The sequence below is a fragment of the Nonomuraea guangzhouensis genome (assembly GCF_019396345.1).
Taxonomy (GTDB): Bacteria; Actinomycetota; Actinomycetes; order Streptosporangiales; family Streptosporangiaceae; genus Nonomuraea; species Nonomuraea guangzhouensis.
The window spans coordinates 1-15500 of the sequence record NZ_JAHKRM010000075.1 but is presented as its reverse complement, the minus strand read 5'-3'; the positions used below and the strand labels follow the sequence as shown (position 1 = coordinate 15500).

The window sequence follows — 15500 nt, the reverse complement described above, 5'->3', positions numbered from 1 at the left end:
TCCCGCCGCCCCGGGAGACCGGGGCCCGGCGGCGGGTGCGACTCATGCGGCACCTCAGCCCTGCAGTGTGGCGCGGTGCACGAGCGCGACCCATGCCAGGGCGCGTCCGCCCCGGCCGGTCATGAGACCGCCCGCTCTCGCGGGCGGGCTCCTGACCTGTGCGCGGTGGCCGTAGCGAGCACCCGGCACCTTTGGGCGCTCGCCGACCGGCCACGCCGGTTTCCGCGGTGGTGTGTCCGAGGACGCACCACCCTCGATCATGCGCCTCGCCGGACGCGACCCCTCGTCGCCGCCGCGGCCCGTTCCCGGGCACCGGCACCTTGAAGCCCGCGAACCTCCGCCACGGCCCGAGCGGCCGACGTCCAGAAGGCACCACGATCAGTCGTGGGAGAAGTAGTCCGAGACCTCGCCCGTCATCGCGCGACGGTCGAGATCATCGCGTCCTTGCGGCTCACAGCGGCCTTCGCCCCGGTGGCCGGGACCATCGCGTCCCTGCGGCTCACGGCAGCCTTCGCCCCCGTGGCCGGGACCATCGCGTTGCCCGTCCCCTTGGCGGAGACCACCGCGTCGCCGTGGCGCACGGCGGTCCCCGCCTCAGCGGCCGGGATCACGGTGTCGCTGCGGCCCGCGGGGGCCTTCGTCCCGGCGGTCGAGACCACGCGGGACGCGTCCTCGACGAGCGGGGCGATCTCGTCGACGGACGCGACCGACCCGGCCGGACGCGACGCACGGGGCACCCGGCCCGTGGTCCGCGTCGACCCCGTACGCCCCTCGACCGGACGCGACACGCCGGTGACCCGCGTCGACCCCGTACGCCTCTCAACCGGACGCGACGCAGCGGGCCCCCAGCCCGGAACCCGCGCCTTGTCCGTGCGGCTCTCGGCAGGACGCGACGCCCTGGGCGCCCGGCCCGTCGACCCCGTACGCCCCTCGACCGGACGCGACGCAGCAGGCACCCCGCCCGTGACCCGCGCCTCGTCCGTGCGGCTCTCAGCGGGACGCGACGCAGCAGGCCCCCAGCCCGGAACGCGCCCCTTGTCCGCACGCCAGCCCATGACCCGCGCCTCGTCCGTGCGGCTCTCGGCAGGACGAGACGCACGGGGCATCCGGCCCGTAGCCCGCGTCGACCCCGTACGCCCCTCGACCGGACGCGACGCAGCAGGCACCCCGCCCGTAACCTGCGCGTTGTCCGTGCGGCCGTCCGTGACCCGCGTCTTGCCCGTACGGCGGTCCGTAACCCGCGCCTTGCCCGTACGGTCCGTGATCCGCGCCTTACCCGTGCGGCCGTCCGTGATCCACGTCTTGCCCGTACTCTCGTCGGTGACCCGCACCATGCCCGTACGGTCACCCGTGACCCGCACCATGCCCGCACGGTCGTCCGTGACCGGCGTCTTGTCCGTACGCTCACCCGTGCGCCCGCTTGGCGGCGGGTTCAGGCGGCGTCCGACATGTTCGACGTTGGGCACCTGCCCGAGGCCGACCCGCCTGGCCGAGTCCGCGGCCCCGAGCTGCCCGCCCAGCAGGCCGCTCCCGGCGACGCCGCCGAACAGACCGCTCAGACCCCCGATCGGATCCCCGCCACCCGGCAGGGTCCCGACCGCGGAGTCGCGGACGTCGGCTTGGGCCGCCGGCCCGACCGGCGCCGCGGCCAGTCCGAATACGGCGACCGCGACCGCCAGTTTGATTACAGGTTTCATATTTGCCTTCCCGGCTCGTGATCGATCGCTCTCGAATACAGCTGAGACGCGTATCGATAACCCCCGAATGCCGCGGCGTACACGCTATGGGCACCACACGAAGCGCGCCGTCCCGGCTGAGCTACCGACGCAGTTGTATCACCGCGGCCAGCGGGGCGCAGACTGCGGAAAGTCCGTGTCACACGGCCTTCCCGAGCCTGGAAGCGATCATGGAAGGGGGAGCGAGTCGGGGGACAAATCGCAAAATAGCAGGGGCCTATTTCGGATATACCGTTGACGTCACCCGCGTTCGGAAGGAGCACCCCAACGGCCCGTTGACAACGGCCGGGAAAACAATTGTCACGGGCCGGGGGCTCAATTTTTCCGCTTGCGGGACACGCGCTTGACCGCTCAGGCCGGCACGAGCACGTTCTCCGCGGCGATCTCGAACGGGAACCGATCGGCGAACGCCGGACGCAGATCCGTCAGCCACCTCGCGGACGGGTCGTACTCCGCGAAGAACGGCTGGCCGACCAGAGCGGGGTCGCGGGCCTGAATCAAATGGAGGACAAACACCCGCTGACCGGCGATCTCCGTCACCCCGTCGACGCACACCTTCCCAGGGGTGGCTGACATGGAAGGCCCCCGGACGGTCCGGCAGAGCCCGGAGACCTTCGAGTAGGCCTCCCTGAATATCTCGTGCGCCCGTGCGAGCGGGACCGCGAAGTAGTCCTGCGGGCCGGTGTCGCGCTCGACGAACATGTAGTACGGGATCATCCCCATCGTGTGCTGCCGCCGCCACATGCCCGACCAGATGGCGGGATCGTCGTTGATCGACCGGATCAGCGGCGCCTGGGTCCTGATCGTCGCCCCGCTGCCGAGTATCCGCTTGACCGCGGACTCGACCAGCGGCGACTCCAGCTCGCGCGGGTGGGTGAAGTGGGCCATGAACGCAAGGTTCTTACCCGCGTCCACGACCTGCTCGAACAGTTCGAGCGTGGCGTCGGCGTCGGGGTCGGTCACGAACCGCTGCGGCCAGTAGGCCAGGGCCTTGGTGCCGATCCTGATCGACTCCAACTGCTCCAGGCCGATCAGTGGCTCGATATATCGCCTGATCACCGACTCGCCCATGATCATGGCGTCGCCGCCGGTGATCAGCACGCTGGTGACCGAGGGATTCTGGCGGATGTAGGAGACCATCTGGTCGATGTCGTCGGAGGCGAACTTCAGGTCCGCGTCACCGACGAACTGTGCCCACCGGAAGCAGTAGGTGCAGTAGGCATGACAGGTTTGCCCCTGCTTCGGGAAGATGAGCACGGTCTCGGGATACTTGTGCTGCAGCCCCGGCACCGGCTCCTCGCCGATCCGGGGAACGTTGAGCTCCTTCTGCCCGGCCGGGTGCGGGTTGAGCTGCGCGCGCACCCGGTTGGCCTCGGCCTGGATCTCCACGTTGGGCGCCTCGGCCTTCAGCAGGTCGGCCAGCCGGGCGACGTCCGTGGACGGAAGCATGTCCTCCTGGGGAAAGACGAGACGGTATATGGGATCGTCGGGCGCCGCCGACCAGTCGATGAGCTCGTCCACCACGTAGGCGTTCGTCCGGAAGGGCAGCACCGTGGCGACGGCGCGCACGCGCAGCCGCTGCTCATCGTCGAGCCCCGCACGCCGCAGGAGCTCGTCGAGGTGCTTGGACGTGTACGCCCGGAAGCGGCGCGTGCCCGCCTGGTTCAAGATCACTAGGCCTTTCCCATCTTTTTTGTTCGATCCGCTGTAAACCTCTGGCGCCTGTCATGCGTCTACGGTTCTTATACCCGGACGCTATGCACAGCGTCCCCGGTTCCCTTGGGCTCCAAGTTTTCCTTGAGGTTTGACCACTCGCGACATATCGCGATTGGGCATACACTGACGAATCGTGACCTCAGATCCTGTCCTGCGCGCCTCTGACGCCGACCGCGACCGTGTGGCCGCGGTGCTCAGCGAGGCACTCGCCACCGGAATGCTCACCAGCCTCGAACACGCTGACCGCCTCGACGCCACCTACGCAGCCAAGACCGTCGGCGAACTGACACCTATCGTCCGAGATCTGCCCGACGTGACGGCGACAAACATCGGGCCCCTCGGCATCGAGCAGCAGACGATCGACTCGAAGTTCAGCAAGGTGATCAGGAAGGGCCGCTGGGTCGCCTCCCGCCACACCAGGCTGTCGGCGCGGTTCGGCGCGCTGATCATCGACTTGTCCGAGGCCGTGCTGCCCGGCCGGGAGATCACCATCGAGGCCGACGCCCGCTTCAGCAAGCTGATCGTGCTCGTGCCCGACAACGCCCAGGTGATCGACGAGGGCGGCTCCATGTTCGGCAAGCGTCACGTGACCGGCGGCGGCGCCCGCGAGGACGGCCCGCTCATCCGGGTCACGGGCCGGTCGATGTTCTCCAAGGTCATCGTGTCGCGCGAGGTCTCCGACTGGAACCTGCGCAGCGTCGGCTGAGCCGGCCACCCGCCGACCGGCCCGGTGCGCAGCGTGCCTACGATGCGGACAGGGGGGCGACCGCATCGCGACCGCGTTCCGGCCACGCCACAGGAACGCACCGCGAGCCGTACGAGGTGACCTTTTGTCCGACACCAAGCCGATCGCGCTCGACGCCATGGGCGGCGACCACGCGCCACACGAGATCGTGGCGGGGGCCGTGCACGCCGTGCGGGAGCGTGGGCTGGCGGTGGTGCTCGTCGGCTCGCCCCGGGTGCTCTACGAGGCGCTCGCCGACCACGACGCGACCAAGGAGATCCCGATCGTCCGGGCCGAGGAGACCATCGCGATGGACGAGGGCGCGCTGGCCAGCCTGCGCCGTCCCCGCTCCAGCATCGCGATCGCCTGCCATCTGGTACGGCGCGGCGACGCGTCGGCGGTGGTGTCCGCGGGCTCGACCGCCGGGATCGTGACCACGGGCCGGCTCCGGCTCAAGGCTCAGCAGGGAGTGCTCCGGCCGGCCATCGCCGTCGCCCTGCCCACGCTGCCCAAGCCCACGCTGCTGCTCGACGCGGGCGCGAACGCTGAGGTCAAGCCGGAAATGCTTGTGCAGTTCGGGCATCTGGGGTCCGTCTACGCCGAGCTGGCCTACGAGATCGCCAAGCCGAAGGTCGGCCTGCTCACGATCGGCAGTGAGGCCGAGAAGGGCAACAAGATCGTCAAGCGGGCCCACGAACTCCTGCAGAACTCCCCCGGCCTGCACTTCATCGGCAACGTCGAGGGCCACGACCTGCTGACCGGCGTCGCCGACGTGATCACCACCGACGGCTTCACCGGCAACGTCGCGCTGAAGACCATGGAAGGCGCGGTCCGCTACGCGTTCAGCGAGCTCCGGCAGACGATCGACGGCAGCAGGATGTCCAAGCTGGGGGCGTTCATGCAGCGGTCACGCCTGCGCGAGCTGCGCCGCCGCCTCGACGCCGAAGCCCACGGCGGCGCCGTACTGCTCGGACTGAACGGCACCGTGGTGATCGCGCACGGCTCGTCCAGAGCGGCCGGCATCAGCGCCGCCTGCCGGCTCGCCGCCGACCTGTCGGCACAGGGCGTCGTCGCGCGCATCGGCGACAGAATCGCGGCCACACAACGCCCGCATCGGCTGAGAACCTCATAGTCTGTGGCAGATCCACAAAACTGGGGGTTGTGTGGACGGGCTGACTTCGGCACAGGTCTCGGGGGCGAAGACCAACCATGTGCCGCGCCGGTCGAGCAGGTCGTTCGGCGCGATCATCAGAGCCAACGTGTTCACGCTGTTCAATCTGGTCATCGGCCTGCTCTGGGCGCTGGTCCTGATCTTCGGCGAGTGGCAGGACGGGCTGTTCGGGCTGGTCATCGTGGCCAACGCGCTGATCGGCATCGTGCAGGAGTTACGAGCCAAGCGCACGCTCGACAAGCTCGCGGTGATCAACGAGTCGCCGGTCAGGGTCCGCCGCGACGGCCGCGACCAGGAGCTCCATCCGCGCCGGCTGGTGCTCGGCGACCTGATCCTGCTGGGGCCAGGTGATCGCCTGCTGGTCGACGGCGAGGTGGTCGAGTCCGACGGGCTGGAGATCGACGAATCGCTGCTGACCGGCGAGGCGGACCCGGTGCACAAGCGGCCGGGCGACGCGGTGCTGTCGGGCAGCTTCGCCGTCGCGGGCTCGGGCGCGTTCGTCGCGACCAAGGTCGGCACCGACGCCTACGCCGTACGGCTGGCGGAGGAGGCGAGCAGGTTTCACCTGGCGCGCTCGGAGCTGCGTGACGGCGTCGCGAACTTCATCAAGTACATCACCTGGCTCGTCATCCCGATCGGCGCGCTGCTGATCTACAGCCAGCTGCGTAACTCGACCGACTTCGGCACCGCCATCACCGGCGCGGTCGCCGGCATCGTCACCATGATCCCCGAGGGCCTGGTGCTGATGACCTCGATCGCCTTCGCCGTCGGCGTCGTACGGCTCGGCCGCCGCGACTGCCTGGTCCAGGAGTTGCCCGCGATCGAGGGCCTGGCCCGGGTGGACGTGCTCTGCCTTGACAAGACCGGCACGCTCACCGCGGGCGGCATGGACCTCGGCGAGGTGCTGCCCCTGCGCGACGACCAGCCGGTCGGCCACGCGCTCGCCGCCCTGGCCAACGTCGACCACCGGCCCAACGCCACCGCCAAGGCCATCCAGGTCCACTACCCGTCGGCGGCCGACGGGTGGACGGCCGGCGAGGTCGTGCCGTTCTCCTCGGCGCGCAAGTGGAGCGGCGCCGACTTCGGCGCCCACGGGGTGTGGCTGCTCGGCGCCCCCGACGTCCTGCTCGACCGCGCCGCCGACGGCTACGAGCGGGCCGCGGAACTGGCCTCGACCGGCACCCGGGTCCTGGCGCTGTGCCGTACGGACAGCCTCGAAAAGGCGACGGCTTCGGAGACGGTGGCCGTCGCGCTCGTCACGCTCAAGCAGCGCATCAGGCCCGACGCGCACGAGACCCTGCGTTACTTCGCCAAGCAGGGCGTCACGGTCAAGGTGCTCTCCGGCGACAATCCCGATGCCGTCGCCGCGATCGCCACCGGCCTGGAGATCCCGGACGGCCATCGCGCGATCGACGCCCGTACCCTGCCGGAGAACGACCCCGACAAGCTGGCCGAGTTGCTCGACACCCACACCGTGTTCGGCCGCGTCACGCCGCAGCAGAAACGCGCCTTCGTCGGCGCGCTGCAGTCGCGCGGCCACACCGTCGCGATGACCGGCGACGGCGTCAACGACGTGCTCGCGCTGAAGGACGCCGACCTGGGCATCGCCATGGGCGCGGGCAGCCCCGCCACCAAGGCCGTCGCCCAGGTGGTGCTGGTCGACGACAAGTTCGCCTCGCTGCCGCACGTGGTGGGCGAAGGCCGCCGGGTGCTGGCCAACATCGAGCGGGTCGCGAACCTCTTCCTCACCAAGACGTTCTACGCGATCGCGCTCTCGCTGCTCACCGGGGTCCTCGGGCTGATGTTCCCGTTCGCGCCGCGCCATTCCACGCTGGTGAACGCGCTGACCATCGGCATCCCGGCGTTCGTCCTGGCGCTCGCGCCGACGCTCGAACGGGCCAAGCCCGGGTTCGTCCCCCGCGTGATGCGCTTCGCCGTACCCGCCGGACTGCTCTGCGCGGCCGCGGTGTTCCTGGCGTTCTGGGCCGCGCACACCGGCACCTCCACCCTGACCGAGGATCGTACGTCGGGGGTGATCGCGCTCTTCCTCACCACATGGTGGGTGCTCATCCTGATCACCAAGCCGCTCACCCTGGGGCGGATGGCCATGATCGTCGCCATGGCCGGGCTGTTCGGGCTGTCCCTGGCGATCCCCTTCGTCCGGGATTTCTTCGCCCTCGAACCCGGCGATCTCAGCAACGATCTGACCGCCGTCGGCATCTCCGTGGTGGCTTCCGCGGCGATCAGCGTGGCGGTCAAGCTCGCCGGTACCCTTAGACCATGACCGACCCGCAGATAGTGCTCACCGAGCGCGTCCAGCAGGCGCTGGCGCACGCGTTCGGCTCCGAGTACGCCGACGCAGATCCGCTGATCCGGCCCTCCCAGTTCGCCGACTTCCAGGCGAACGTCGCGCTGAGCCTGGCCAAGCGACTGCGACGGGCACCGCGGGAGGTCGCCGAGGCCATCAGGACGGAGCTGTCCGGCTTCCCCGGCACGGTCGAGGTCAGCGGCCCCGGCTTCCTCAACATCACGCTCGACGACTCGTGGATCGAGTCCGAGGCGGCCAGGATGCTCGACGACCCGCGCGCGGGCGTCGGCTTCGCCACGCCGCCGCAGACCGTGGTGGTCGACTACTCCGCGCCCAACGCGGCCAAGGAGATGCACGTCGGCCACCTGCGCACCACGATCGTGGGCGACTCGCTGGCCCGCCTGCACGAACACCTCGGCAACACCGTCGTCAGACAGAACCATCTGGGCGACTGGGGCACGCCGTTCGGCATGCTCATCGAGCACCTGCTCGACATCGGCGAGGAGGCCGCGGTCGCGCAGCTCGAGGCCGGCATGGGCACCGAGTACTATCAGGCGGCCAGGAGCCAGTTCGACGGCGGCGAGGAGTTCAAGGTCCGCTCGCGCAAGCGGGTGACCATGCTCCAGTCGGGCGACCCGGAGACCCTCCGGCTCTGGCACGTCTTCATGGACGCCACGATCACCTACTTCAACAAGGTCTACGGCATCCTCGGCGTCACGCTCACCGACGCCGACATCGCCGGCGAGAGCATGTACAACCCGCTGCTCGAGAAGACCTGCCGGGACCTGGAGGCCGCCGGGGTCGCCGTGCTGAGCGAGGGCGCGCTCTGCGTCTTCCCGCCCGGCTTCACCGGCTCCGACGACAAGCCGCTCCCGCTGATCATCAGAAAGAGCGACGGCGGCTACGGCTACGCCTCCACCGACATGGCGGCGATCCGCTACCGGGTCGAAGACCTCAAGTCCGACCGCATGCTCTACGTGGTGGGCGCCGACCAGGCGCTGCACTTCCGCATGGTGTTCGCGGCGGCCGAGCTGGCCGGCTGGCTGCCCGACACGGTCTCGGCCGAGCACGTCCAGATCGGCATGATGCTGGGCAAGGACGGGCGCCGGTTCAAGACCCGGTCCGGCGAGTCCATCAAGCTGATGGACCTGCTGCAGGAGGCGGTCGACCGGGCCGCGGCGGCCATCGCCGACCGCGGCTACGACGACGCCACGCGGGCCGAGATCGCGCAGGCCGTGGGCATTGGCGCGGTGAAGTACGCCGACCTGGCGGTCAGTCACGACAGCGAATACGTCTTCGACTACGACCGCATGCTCGGGTTCAACGGCAACACCGGCCCTTACATGCAGTACGCGACGGCCCGGATCCGGTCGATCTTCCGCCGGGCGGGAGTGGCGCCGGCCGACGCGAGCGACCGCATCGTGCTCGGCCATCCCGCCGAGCGGGCCCTGGCCCTCCATCTGCTGGGCTTCGGCGGGCTGGTGGAGCAGGTCACGACCCTGTCGGAGCCGCACCGGCTCTGCGCCTTCCTGTTCGAGACCGCCAGCCTCTTCAGCACGTTCTACGAGGAGTGCCCGGTGGCCAAGGACGGAGTCGACGCCGAGACGAAGGCGCACCGGCTCGCTCTCTGCGCGCTGACCCTGCGGGTCCTGGAAACCGGGCTCGACCTGCTCGGGGTCCCGGTGCCCGAGCGCATGTAGCACGTCGCGGGCGCGCCTCCACCTGGACGGCGCGCCCCCCGGCTAGGCTTTACGCGGTCATGAACTGAGGCCACTATGGGGGAGTTCTCTGCCTTGAGCACGGACCTGACTGCCGACCCCCAAGCAGCGACCGAGCTGCACCGCTATGCCGAGGCACTGCTGTCCCACCTGGCCGCCAACGGCACCGTGCCGCCGGCCCCGCCCGACTTTCCCGACAAACCGGGCTACTGGCTGCCGCCCGCCGTCGAGGCGCTGGTCGCGATACTCACCGGTGACGATCCGCTGGCGCCGCTGAGCAAGGCCGCCGGGCGCGACCAGCAGCAGACCGCGCTCTTCCTGGCCCTGGCCCTGGCCGTCGCCGGTCACGGCAGCCGCATCCACGCCTCCTGGCTCGGCACCGCCTTCGGCGACCTGTCCCTCGACCAGCCGGTCACCCATGGTCAGCGCTCGCTCTGGCTGGCCGCGGCCAGGGGCGCCTACGGTCCCGCCGGGAAGATCTTCGTACTCCGCAAGCTCGACACGGTGGGCGTACCCGAACACGCGGACGCGGCACAGTGGACCCAGGCGCTCATCCCCGGCGAGCCGTCGGTGGTCGTACCCGCCTCGCTGCTCGACTTCCCCGAGATGGCGGAGATCCCCGCGCTGGCGAAGCCCGTACAGGCCGCCGCGCGGCTCGCCCGGCTGCGTGCCCGGTGCGCGGAGATCACCTTGGCGCGGCAGGCCGAGCACGACGCCTCCACCCCGCTCACCAACAGCGCCGGCAGCCCCGCAGGCACGTGGGAGGAGGACGAGCCGCTCGCCGTGCTCCGCTCGCTCATCGGCCTTGGCGGCCCCGCCGGACCCATGGCTTCGCTGACCTCGCACCTCCTCGACGACCTGCGCCCCGGTGCCGATCCGCACCTGGCGGCGCTCGCCCTGCACGTGGCGGGCCCGATACTGCGCGGCGTCGCGGAGGAGCTCGAATCCGCCAGCAGTCTGGAGCCGCCCGCCACGGTGACGGTGTCACTGCTCGGCCACCGCGTCGAGCTGCACCCCGAGGGGCCCGAAGAGAGCTCGCTCGCGGCTGCCGAGCGCGAGATCGTGGTCCAGGGGACCATGCGGCGACGGCCGCCATGGGAAGCCGTCGCGCTGATCGTGGCGGGGGTCGCTCTCCTCCTCGGAACCCTGCTGGCCGACGGGCTGGGGGTGCCCGTACTCGCTGGTCCGGGGGTGGTGCTGCTCGGCCTGGCGGGCTGGCTACTCTGGCGGCGCCGCAAGGCCATCGAATCGGACGACCGCTACGTGGCCACGCAGATCGCCGAGCTGAAAGAGCTGGCCGACGGCGCGGTCTGGGCGCTGCACGGATACGCCCGAGAGGCGGTCACCCGAGCGGAGCAGGCCGCGGACGACTCAACCGAGCTCACCCGGCTGATCCGTCGCGGCCCGCGCGCGGCTTAGGAGCTCTCGATCTCCACGTGGGCCGGCGCAAGCAGGAACACGCGGTCGGCGATGCGCTCGATCCGCCCTTCGCAGCCATAGGCCAGACCGGCCGCGAAGTCGACCATCCTCGTCGCTTCCGGCATCGGCATGCCCGTCACATCCATGATCACCGTCTGGCCATCACGGAAGTGCTGCCCGATCATCGGCGCGTCGTTGTACTTCAGCGGTTGAACCATCACGATTCGTGACGAGTCGGCGGTCGACCGCCAGCGCCTCGCCGCCCGCTCCGCCGCCGGCATGTACTCCTCTTCGTACTGCTCGTCGTCGTAGGCGTCGTCGTAGTGGTCGATCCCGCCCAGGCCAAGGTAGCTCACCACCTTGCGCACTGCCCCCATCGGCTTGTCCTTTCCTCAGGAACTCACCGCAATCGGCTCGTCCCACTATTGGACGGTAACCGACGGCGAGAAGTTCGCCATGCGACACGCCCACAACTAATTCCATTTTGTACGGCTAGCGTCCCGGTTTCACCTGGATATCTCTCCCCCGATAGCCTCGATACATGCGCGTGTTCACTGTAGATGCCTTCACCGACACTTCTTTCCGGGGCAATCCTGCCGCGGTGTGCCTGCTGGAGTCTCCCGCTCCCGAGTCATGGATGCAGGCAGTGGCCACGGAGATGAACCTGTCGGAGACCGCCTTCCTGCTCGGCGATTCGCTCCGCTGGTTCACCCCCGCCGTCGAGGTCTCCCTCTGCGGGCACGCCACGCTGGCCACCGCACATGTGCTCTATTCCACAGGTGCGGCCGGCGGTCAGCTCGAATTCAGTACGGCCGGCGGAACGCTCACCGTGAATCGCATGGCCGACGGCATGATCACGATGGATTTCCCGGCGAAGGAAGTGACGCCGGCCGCCGTTCCCGACGGGTTGGAAAAAGCGCTCGGAGCTGCACCGGTGCAGGTCGGGACGAGCAATCTCGACCTGCTGGTGGAGCTGGAATCGGAGGCGGCGATACGGTCACTCACGCCGGACATCGGGGCATTGGCCCAGTTGCCGGCCCGTGGCGTGATCGTCACGGCGAAGGGGTCGTCGACCGACTTCGTGTCACGCTTCTTCGCACCGAACGTGGGGGTGGCGGAAGACCCGGTGACAGGCTCGGCGCACTGCGCGCTGGCGCCCTACTGGGGGGAGCGGCTGGGGCTGCGCACCATGGTGGGCGCGCAGTTGTCGGCTCGGGGCGGGCTGGTGCACGTGCGGTGGGACGGGGACCGCGTTCACCTCGCGGGGCGAGCGGTCACGGTGCTGTCGGGGGAACTCCACGTTTGAGGGGCTTTTAGCTGTGACGACGGCGGTGCAGCTCACGCACCTGCGCCGCGAGCTCCGGCACCGGCCCCTCCACCACGGCGTCGGGCACGACCTGCTGAATGGGCAAGGTCCGCACAGGCGGCGCGGGCACACCCAGCTCGGCGAGCCACCCGGCAAGCTGCTCCGACGAGCTCGCGTACACGATGCGGCCCAGCCCGACCCACCCGTGCGCGGCGGCGCACATCGGGCAGTGCTCCCCGGAGGTGTAGACCGTCGCGGCCGCCCGCTCGTCAACCGTCATGTGCGCCGCAGCCCAGCGAGCCAGCTCGAACTCCGGATGCCGGGTATTGTCGCCGGAGGCCACATGGTTGTGGTCCTCGGCGAGCACGACCCCGTCAGCCGAGACGAGCACGGACCCGAACGGCTCATCCCCCACCTCCAACGCCTTCGTCGCCAACTCCACGCATCGCCGCAGGTACCGCAGGTCGGTTTCGGTGGTCACTGTCACTCTCCCCTAGCTCTGATCTTCGAGTTCCATGCTAGGACCTCGGAATGTGGACCCTCTCGGGTGGCATGACGTCACACCCGAATCCGCGAGCAGGACGCAACGGGTGGTTGCCGGTCACGGCCGACGGGACGACCGCTTTCCAGCCGCGCGGCACCGTCCAACGGCTCCGGCGCGGCCGAACGAAGGGCACCGTTCAGATCACATCACGCACGCGGCCTCGTCGAGGCTGGTGAGCCCGGCCGCGCGTTCTACCATCCGCCAGTAGTCAGGGCGCTGGGTGAAGTCGTCCGTGTCGCACACCATGGGGTGCTCGATCAGCTTCTTGGACGCGCCGGCAGCTCCCCGAAAGGGAGGTTCGATGGTGGCCTTCCCCCTTGCCGCCACCGTCAGTTGCCAGCTTCTCGGCATCCGCCTGGCGGATCGGATCACATGCGGCGGCCAGTTCACCGCCGCCCTCACACCGGCCGACACCGTCGACGCGTATGCCACCGTTAGCCGCGCTCTTCAGGCGCTCGACGATTACATCCAGACATTGGTCGCCGCCGAGCGGAGCTCCGTCACTGCCTCGGCGCTCCGCTCGGCCGCCTCTAGGAACGAATCGCCATCGGAACCATGCTCGTCCGGCTGCCCAATCTGCGACGGGACGGTTCGATCGCCGACTTGAGCTGGAACCGGGCGACTTCCTGCGCGGCCTTGAGAGGCTGAGCCCGTCTCGCCGACGGCCGGTGACGGTTTGTGATCGCCGATGCGGCCTCGATACTTAGCCCTTGCGCTAACCATTTTGGGACTGCAATACTTAGCCGAATGGCACAGTATTCGGCGCAGCTCGACGGGGTGTTCGTCGCCCTCGCCGACCCGACCAGGCGCGCCGTCGTCCGGCGCCTCGGTCACGGGCCCACGAGCGTCGGCGACCTCGCCCGCGAGTTCCCGATGACCCTCCCCTCGTTCATGAAGCATGTGCGGATGCTCGAATCGAACGGGCTCATCCGCACGGTCAAGTCCGGCCGGGTACGCACCTGCGTGCTCAACCGCGAGCGGCTCGCCTTGGTCGACGATTGGCTCGCGGAGCAGCGCCAGATCTGGGAGGAGCGCACCGACCGCCTCGAACAGTTCGTCACCGACCCAGAGGAGAACAGGCAGTGAATCCCGATCTCGACCTTGGTCTGGAGCGGATCATCCGCGCCCCGCGCGCGACGGTATGGAGGGCCTGGACGGACCCCTCCAGGCTTGAGCGGTGGTGGGTCCCGGCTCCGTCCCGCTGCCGGGTGGACCGCCTGGATCTGTGGCCCGGCGGGGCGTTCGTGACACGGTTGAGCGACGACGGGGCCGAGTTCGTTCCGCACCTGGACGCCTGCTTTCTCGCCGTGGACGAGCTTGAGCGGATCGTGTTCACCAACGCGATCGACAGCACGTGGCGTCCCGCGAGTCCCGCCCCGGTCGTCATGACCGCCACGATCACATTGAACGATCACCCGGACGGCACGGACTATCGGATCGTCGTCCGACACGGCGACCCGCAGGCCCGCGCTCATCACGAGAAGATCGGCTTCGCCGAGGGCTGGGGGACGGCCGCCGCCCAACTGGCCACACTCACCGAAGGCGTGCAATGAAGATCACTCTCACCGAGTTCGTCACGCTCGACGGGGTCAGTCAGGGCCCCGGCTCGCCGGACGAGGACATCAGCGACGGCTTCACCCGTGGCGGCTGGCTCGTCCCCCACATGGACGGGACGTTCGTCCAGCGCGCCTCCGAATGGCTCGACCTCGCCGACGGCCTGCTGCTCGGACGACGGACCTACGAGGCGTTCGCCCGCGATTGGCCAAAGATCACTGACCCGGCCGACCCGTTCACCGAGCGGATGAACGCCCTGCCGAAGTACGTCGTGACGAACACCCTCACCGAAGGGACCTGGAACCCCACGACCGTCCTCAAGGGCGACCCGGTCCATGCGGTCACCGAACTCAAGGCACAGCCAGGCCGGGAACTCCAGATCCACGGCAGCGCCCGCCTCGGCGACTCACTGCTGGCGGCGGGCCTGATCGACACGCTCCGCCTCGTGGTCGCCCCCGCTGTTCTCCGGACCGGCCGACGCCTACTGACCGGCGCAGGCACCCCGTCCGGTCTCCACCTGCTCCGCCACGAAGCCATGCCGAACGGCCTGCTGCTCCTGGAATACGAGGTGACCGGCCAAGCACGCCAAGGCGAATACAAGGGCGTCACCGCCTTCGTATGAGCAGCGCTACCGGGAGCTCGGCAACCGATCCTCTCCGATGTGCGTCGGGCCTCTGACCTCGGCCTCGACCCGGCAGAATGCGGCTAGAAGACCGGGTTCGCCTAACGCCGATACGTCATCCCGGCTTTCCCGGAGATCACCTGCATACAGCAGATGCCTTGCGGGTCCTCACGTGTCACATACACCGCCACGCTCGATGCGCGGCGGGAGACGGTGCTGCTTCTGTCAGGCCTGTTTCTGTCGGGCCTGCTGCCTGCCGATCCCCGCTGGCGTGGCACCCGCGAGGGCAGAGGGGCGATGGGGTGCTTTGCTCAGGCGATGCTGATTCTCATCGGTTGCATGACCGATGCTCTACGACATAGTGGGTGTGCTGACCGAATGGGCCTCGGTCAGCACACCCGCAGGTCCTGCCATGCCGAGGGTGCGATGTTCCCGCCACATGGCATGCGGACGGCCGGCCAAGCGCACCGCCGAAAGCGTAGTGGCACGGAGCCCTGCTGGCGGACCGGCCGTTTGCCAGCCAAAGGCCCCGAAACGCAGAAAGGGCCCCACGCGTATGCGTGGAGCCCTTCCCGAACAAAGATTGTCCGGCGGTGACCTACTCTCCCACACCCTCCCGAGTGCAGTACCATCGGCGCTGGGAAGCTTAACTTCCGGGTTCGGAATGTAACCGGGTGTTTCC

General features: G+C 69.3%; 14 protein-coding genes and 1 rRNA gene. 10 read left to right on the top strand and 5 right to left on the bottom strand.

Features of this window, described 5'->3' with window-relative positions:
• Window positions 1-413: 413 nt before the first annotated feature.
• On the bottom strand, window positions 414-1697 hold the full coding sequence (locus KME78_RS62725) for a hypothetical protein (protein ID WP_219539779.1): 1284 nt from the start codon (window positions 1695-1697) through the stop codon (window positions 414-416).
• A 390-nt stretch (window positions 1698-2087) separates the two neighbouring features.
• Window positions 2088-3410, bottom strand: a complete 1323-nt coding sequence (locus KME78_RS62720) for a KamA family radical SAM protein (RefSeq protein WP_219539778.1) — start codon at window positions 3408-3410, stop codon at window positions 2088-2090.
• Between the two features lie 175 nt (window positions 3411-3585).
• Here KME78_RS62720 and KME78_RS62715 point away from each other — a divergent pair, with 175 nt between their 5' ends.
• The 5 genes from KME78_RS62715 (at window position 3586) to KME78_RS62695 (ending at window position 10792) form a co-directional block, all read left to right on the top strand.
• Entirely contained in the window at window positions 3586-4158 is a 573-nt protein-coding gene (locus KME78_RS62715) for a DUF1707 SHOCT-like domain-containing protein (protein ID WP_308127604.1), read from the top strand.
• A 124-nt stretch (window positions 4159-4282) separates the two neighbouring features.
• On the top strand, window positions 4283-5308 hold the full coding sequence (gene plsX / locus KME78_RS62710) for a phosphate acyltransferase PlsX (protein ID WP_246655118.1): 1026 nt from the start codon (window positions 4283-4285) through the stop codon (window positions 5306-5308).
• A 31-nt stretch (window positions 5309-5339) separates the two neighbouring features.
• Window positions 5340-7631 (top strand): HAD-IC family P-type ATPase, encoded by a 2292-nt coding sequence (locus tag KME78_RS62705; protein WP_308127603.1) that lies wholly within the window; start codon window positions 5340-5342, stop codon window positions 7629-7631.
• The gene (argS, locus tag KME78_RS62700) at window positions 7628-9355 is read left to right on the top strand and encodes an arginine--tRNA ligase (protein ID WP_219539777.1); all 1728 of its coding nucleotides are present in this window, start codon (window positions 7628-7630) and stop codon (window positions 9353-9355) included. Before KME78_RS62705 ends, argS begins: the two co-directional genes overlap by 4 nt.
• Window positions 9356-9448: 93 nt before the next feature.
• Window positions 9449-10792 carry a hypothetical protein gene (locus KME78_RS62695; RefSeq protein WP_246655115.1) on the top strand — a complete coding sequence of 448 codons (1344 nt, stop codon included), beginning with the start codon at window positions 9449-9451 and terminating at the stop codon, window positions 10790-10792.
• Here the strand turns inward: KME78_RS62695 and KME78_RS62690 are convergent.
• On the bottom strand, window positions 10789-11169 hold the full coding sequence (locus tag KME78_RS62690; protein WP_219539776.1) for a cell division protein SepF: 381 nt from the start codon (window positions 11167-11169) through the stop codon (window positions 10789-10791). The genes KME78_RS62695 and KME78_RS62690 overlap by 4 nt on opposite strands.
• 164 nt (window positions 11170-11333) lie before the next feature.
• On the opposite strand from KME78_RS62690, the gene KME78_RS62685 reads away from it, so the two are divergent.
• Window positions 11334-12098, top strand: a complete 765-nt coding sequence (locus tag KME78_RS62685) for a PhzF family phenazine biosynthesis protein (protein WP_219539775.1) — start codon at window positions 11334-11336, stop codon at window positions 12096-12098.
• A gap of 7 nt (window positions 12099-12105) precedes the next feature.
• Here the strand turns inward: KME78_RS62685 and KME78_RS62680 are convergent, their stop codons facing one another.
• Entirely contained in the window at window positions 12106-12579 is a 474-nt protein-coding gene (locus KME78_RS62680; protein ID WP_219539774.1) for a nucleoside deaminase, read from the bottom strand.
• A 364-nt stretch (window positions 12580-12943) separates the two neighbouring features.
• Here KME78_RS62680 and KME78_RS62675 point away from each other — a divergent pair, with 364 nt between their 5' ends.
• From KME78_RS62675 to KME78_RS62660, 4 genes are all read left to right on the top strand, one after another.
• Entirely contained in the window at window positions 12944-13249 is a 306-nt protein-coding gene (locus KME78_RS62675) for a cytochrome P450 (protein ID WP_219539773.1), read from the top strand.
• A gap of 140 nt (window positions 13250-13389) precedes the next feature.
• Window positions 13390-13728, top strand: a complete 339-nt coding sequence (locus KME78_RS62670; RefSeq protein ID WP_246655113.1) for an ArsR/SmtB family transcription factor — start codon at window positions 13390-13392, stop codon at window positions 13726-13728.
• A complete protein-coding gene (locus KME78_RS62665; RefSeq protein WP_219539772.1) occupies window positions 13725-14195 on the top strand; it encodes an SRPBCC domain-containing protein in 471 nt (156 codons plus the stop codon). Before KME78_RS62670 ends, KME78_RS62665 begins: the two co-directional genes overlap by 4 nt.
• Window positions 14192-14818 carry a dihydrofolate reductase family protein gene (locus KME78_RS62660; RefSeq protein ID WP_219539771.1) on the top strand — a complete coding sequence of 209 codons (627 nt, stop codon included), beginning with the start codon at window positions 14192-14194 and terminating at the stop codon, window positions 14816-14818. The genes KME78_RS62665 and KME78_RS62660 overlap by 4 nt, the downstream gene beginning before the upstream one ends.
• Window positions 14819-15403: 585 nt before the next feature.
• Here KME78_RS62660 and rrf read toward each other — a convergent pair.
• Window positions 15404-15500: ribosomal RNA gene (gene rrf / locus KME78_RS62655) — 5S ribosomal RNA — on the bottom strand; the annotation flags it as partial.

Bases quoted from the DNA above. Each gene is read 5' to 3' on its own strand.
- KME78_RS62675 (WP_219539773.1), top strand. From the start codon at position 12,944: ATGGTGGCCTTCCCCCTTGCCGCCACCGTCAGTTGCCAGCTTCTCGGC.
- KME78_RS62690 (WP_219539776.1), bottom strand. From the start codon at position 11,169: ATGGGGGCAGTGCGCAAGGTGGTGAGCTACCTTGGCCTGGGCGGGATC.
- KME78_RS62660 (WP_219539771.1), top strand. From the start codon at position 14,192: ATGAAGATCACTCTCACCGAGTTCGTCACGCTCGACGGGGTCAGTCAG.
- KME78_RS62685 (WP_219539775.1), top strand. From the start codon at position 11,334: ATGCGCGTGTTCACTGTAGATGCCTTCACCGACACTTCTTTCCGGGGC.
- KME78_RS62725 (WP_219539779.1), bottom strand. From the start codon at position 1,697: ATGAAACCTGTAATCAAACTGGCGGTCGCGGTCGCCGTATTCGGACTG.
- argS (WP_219539777.1), top strand. From the start codon at position 7,628: ATGACCGACCCGCAGATAGTGCTCACCGAGCGCGTCCAGCAGGCGCTG.
- KME78_RS62670 (WP_246655113.1), top strand. From the start codon at position 13,390: ATGGCACAGTATTCGGCGCAGCTCGACGGGGTGTTCGTCGCCCTCGCC.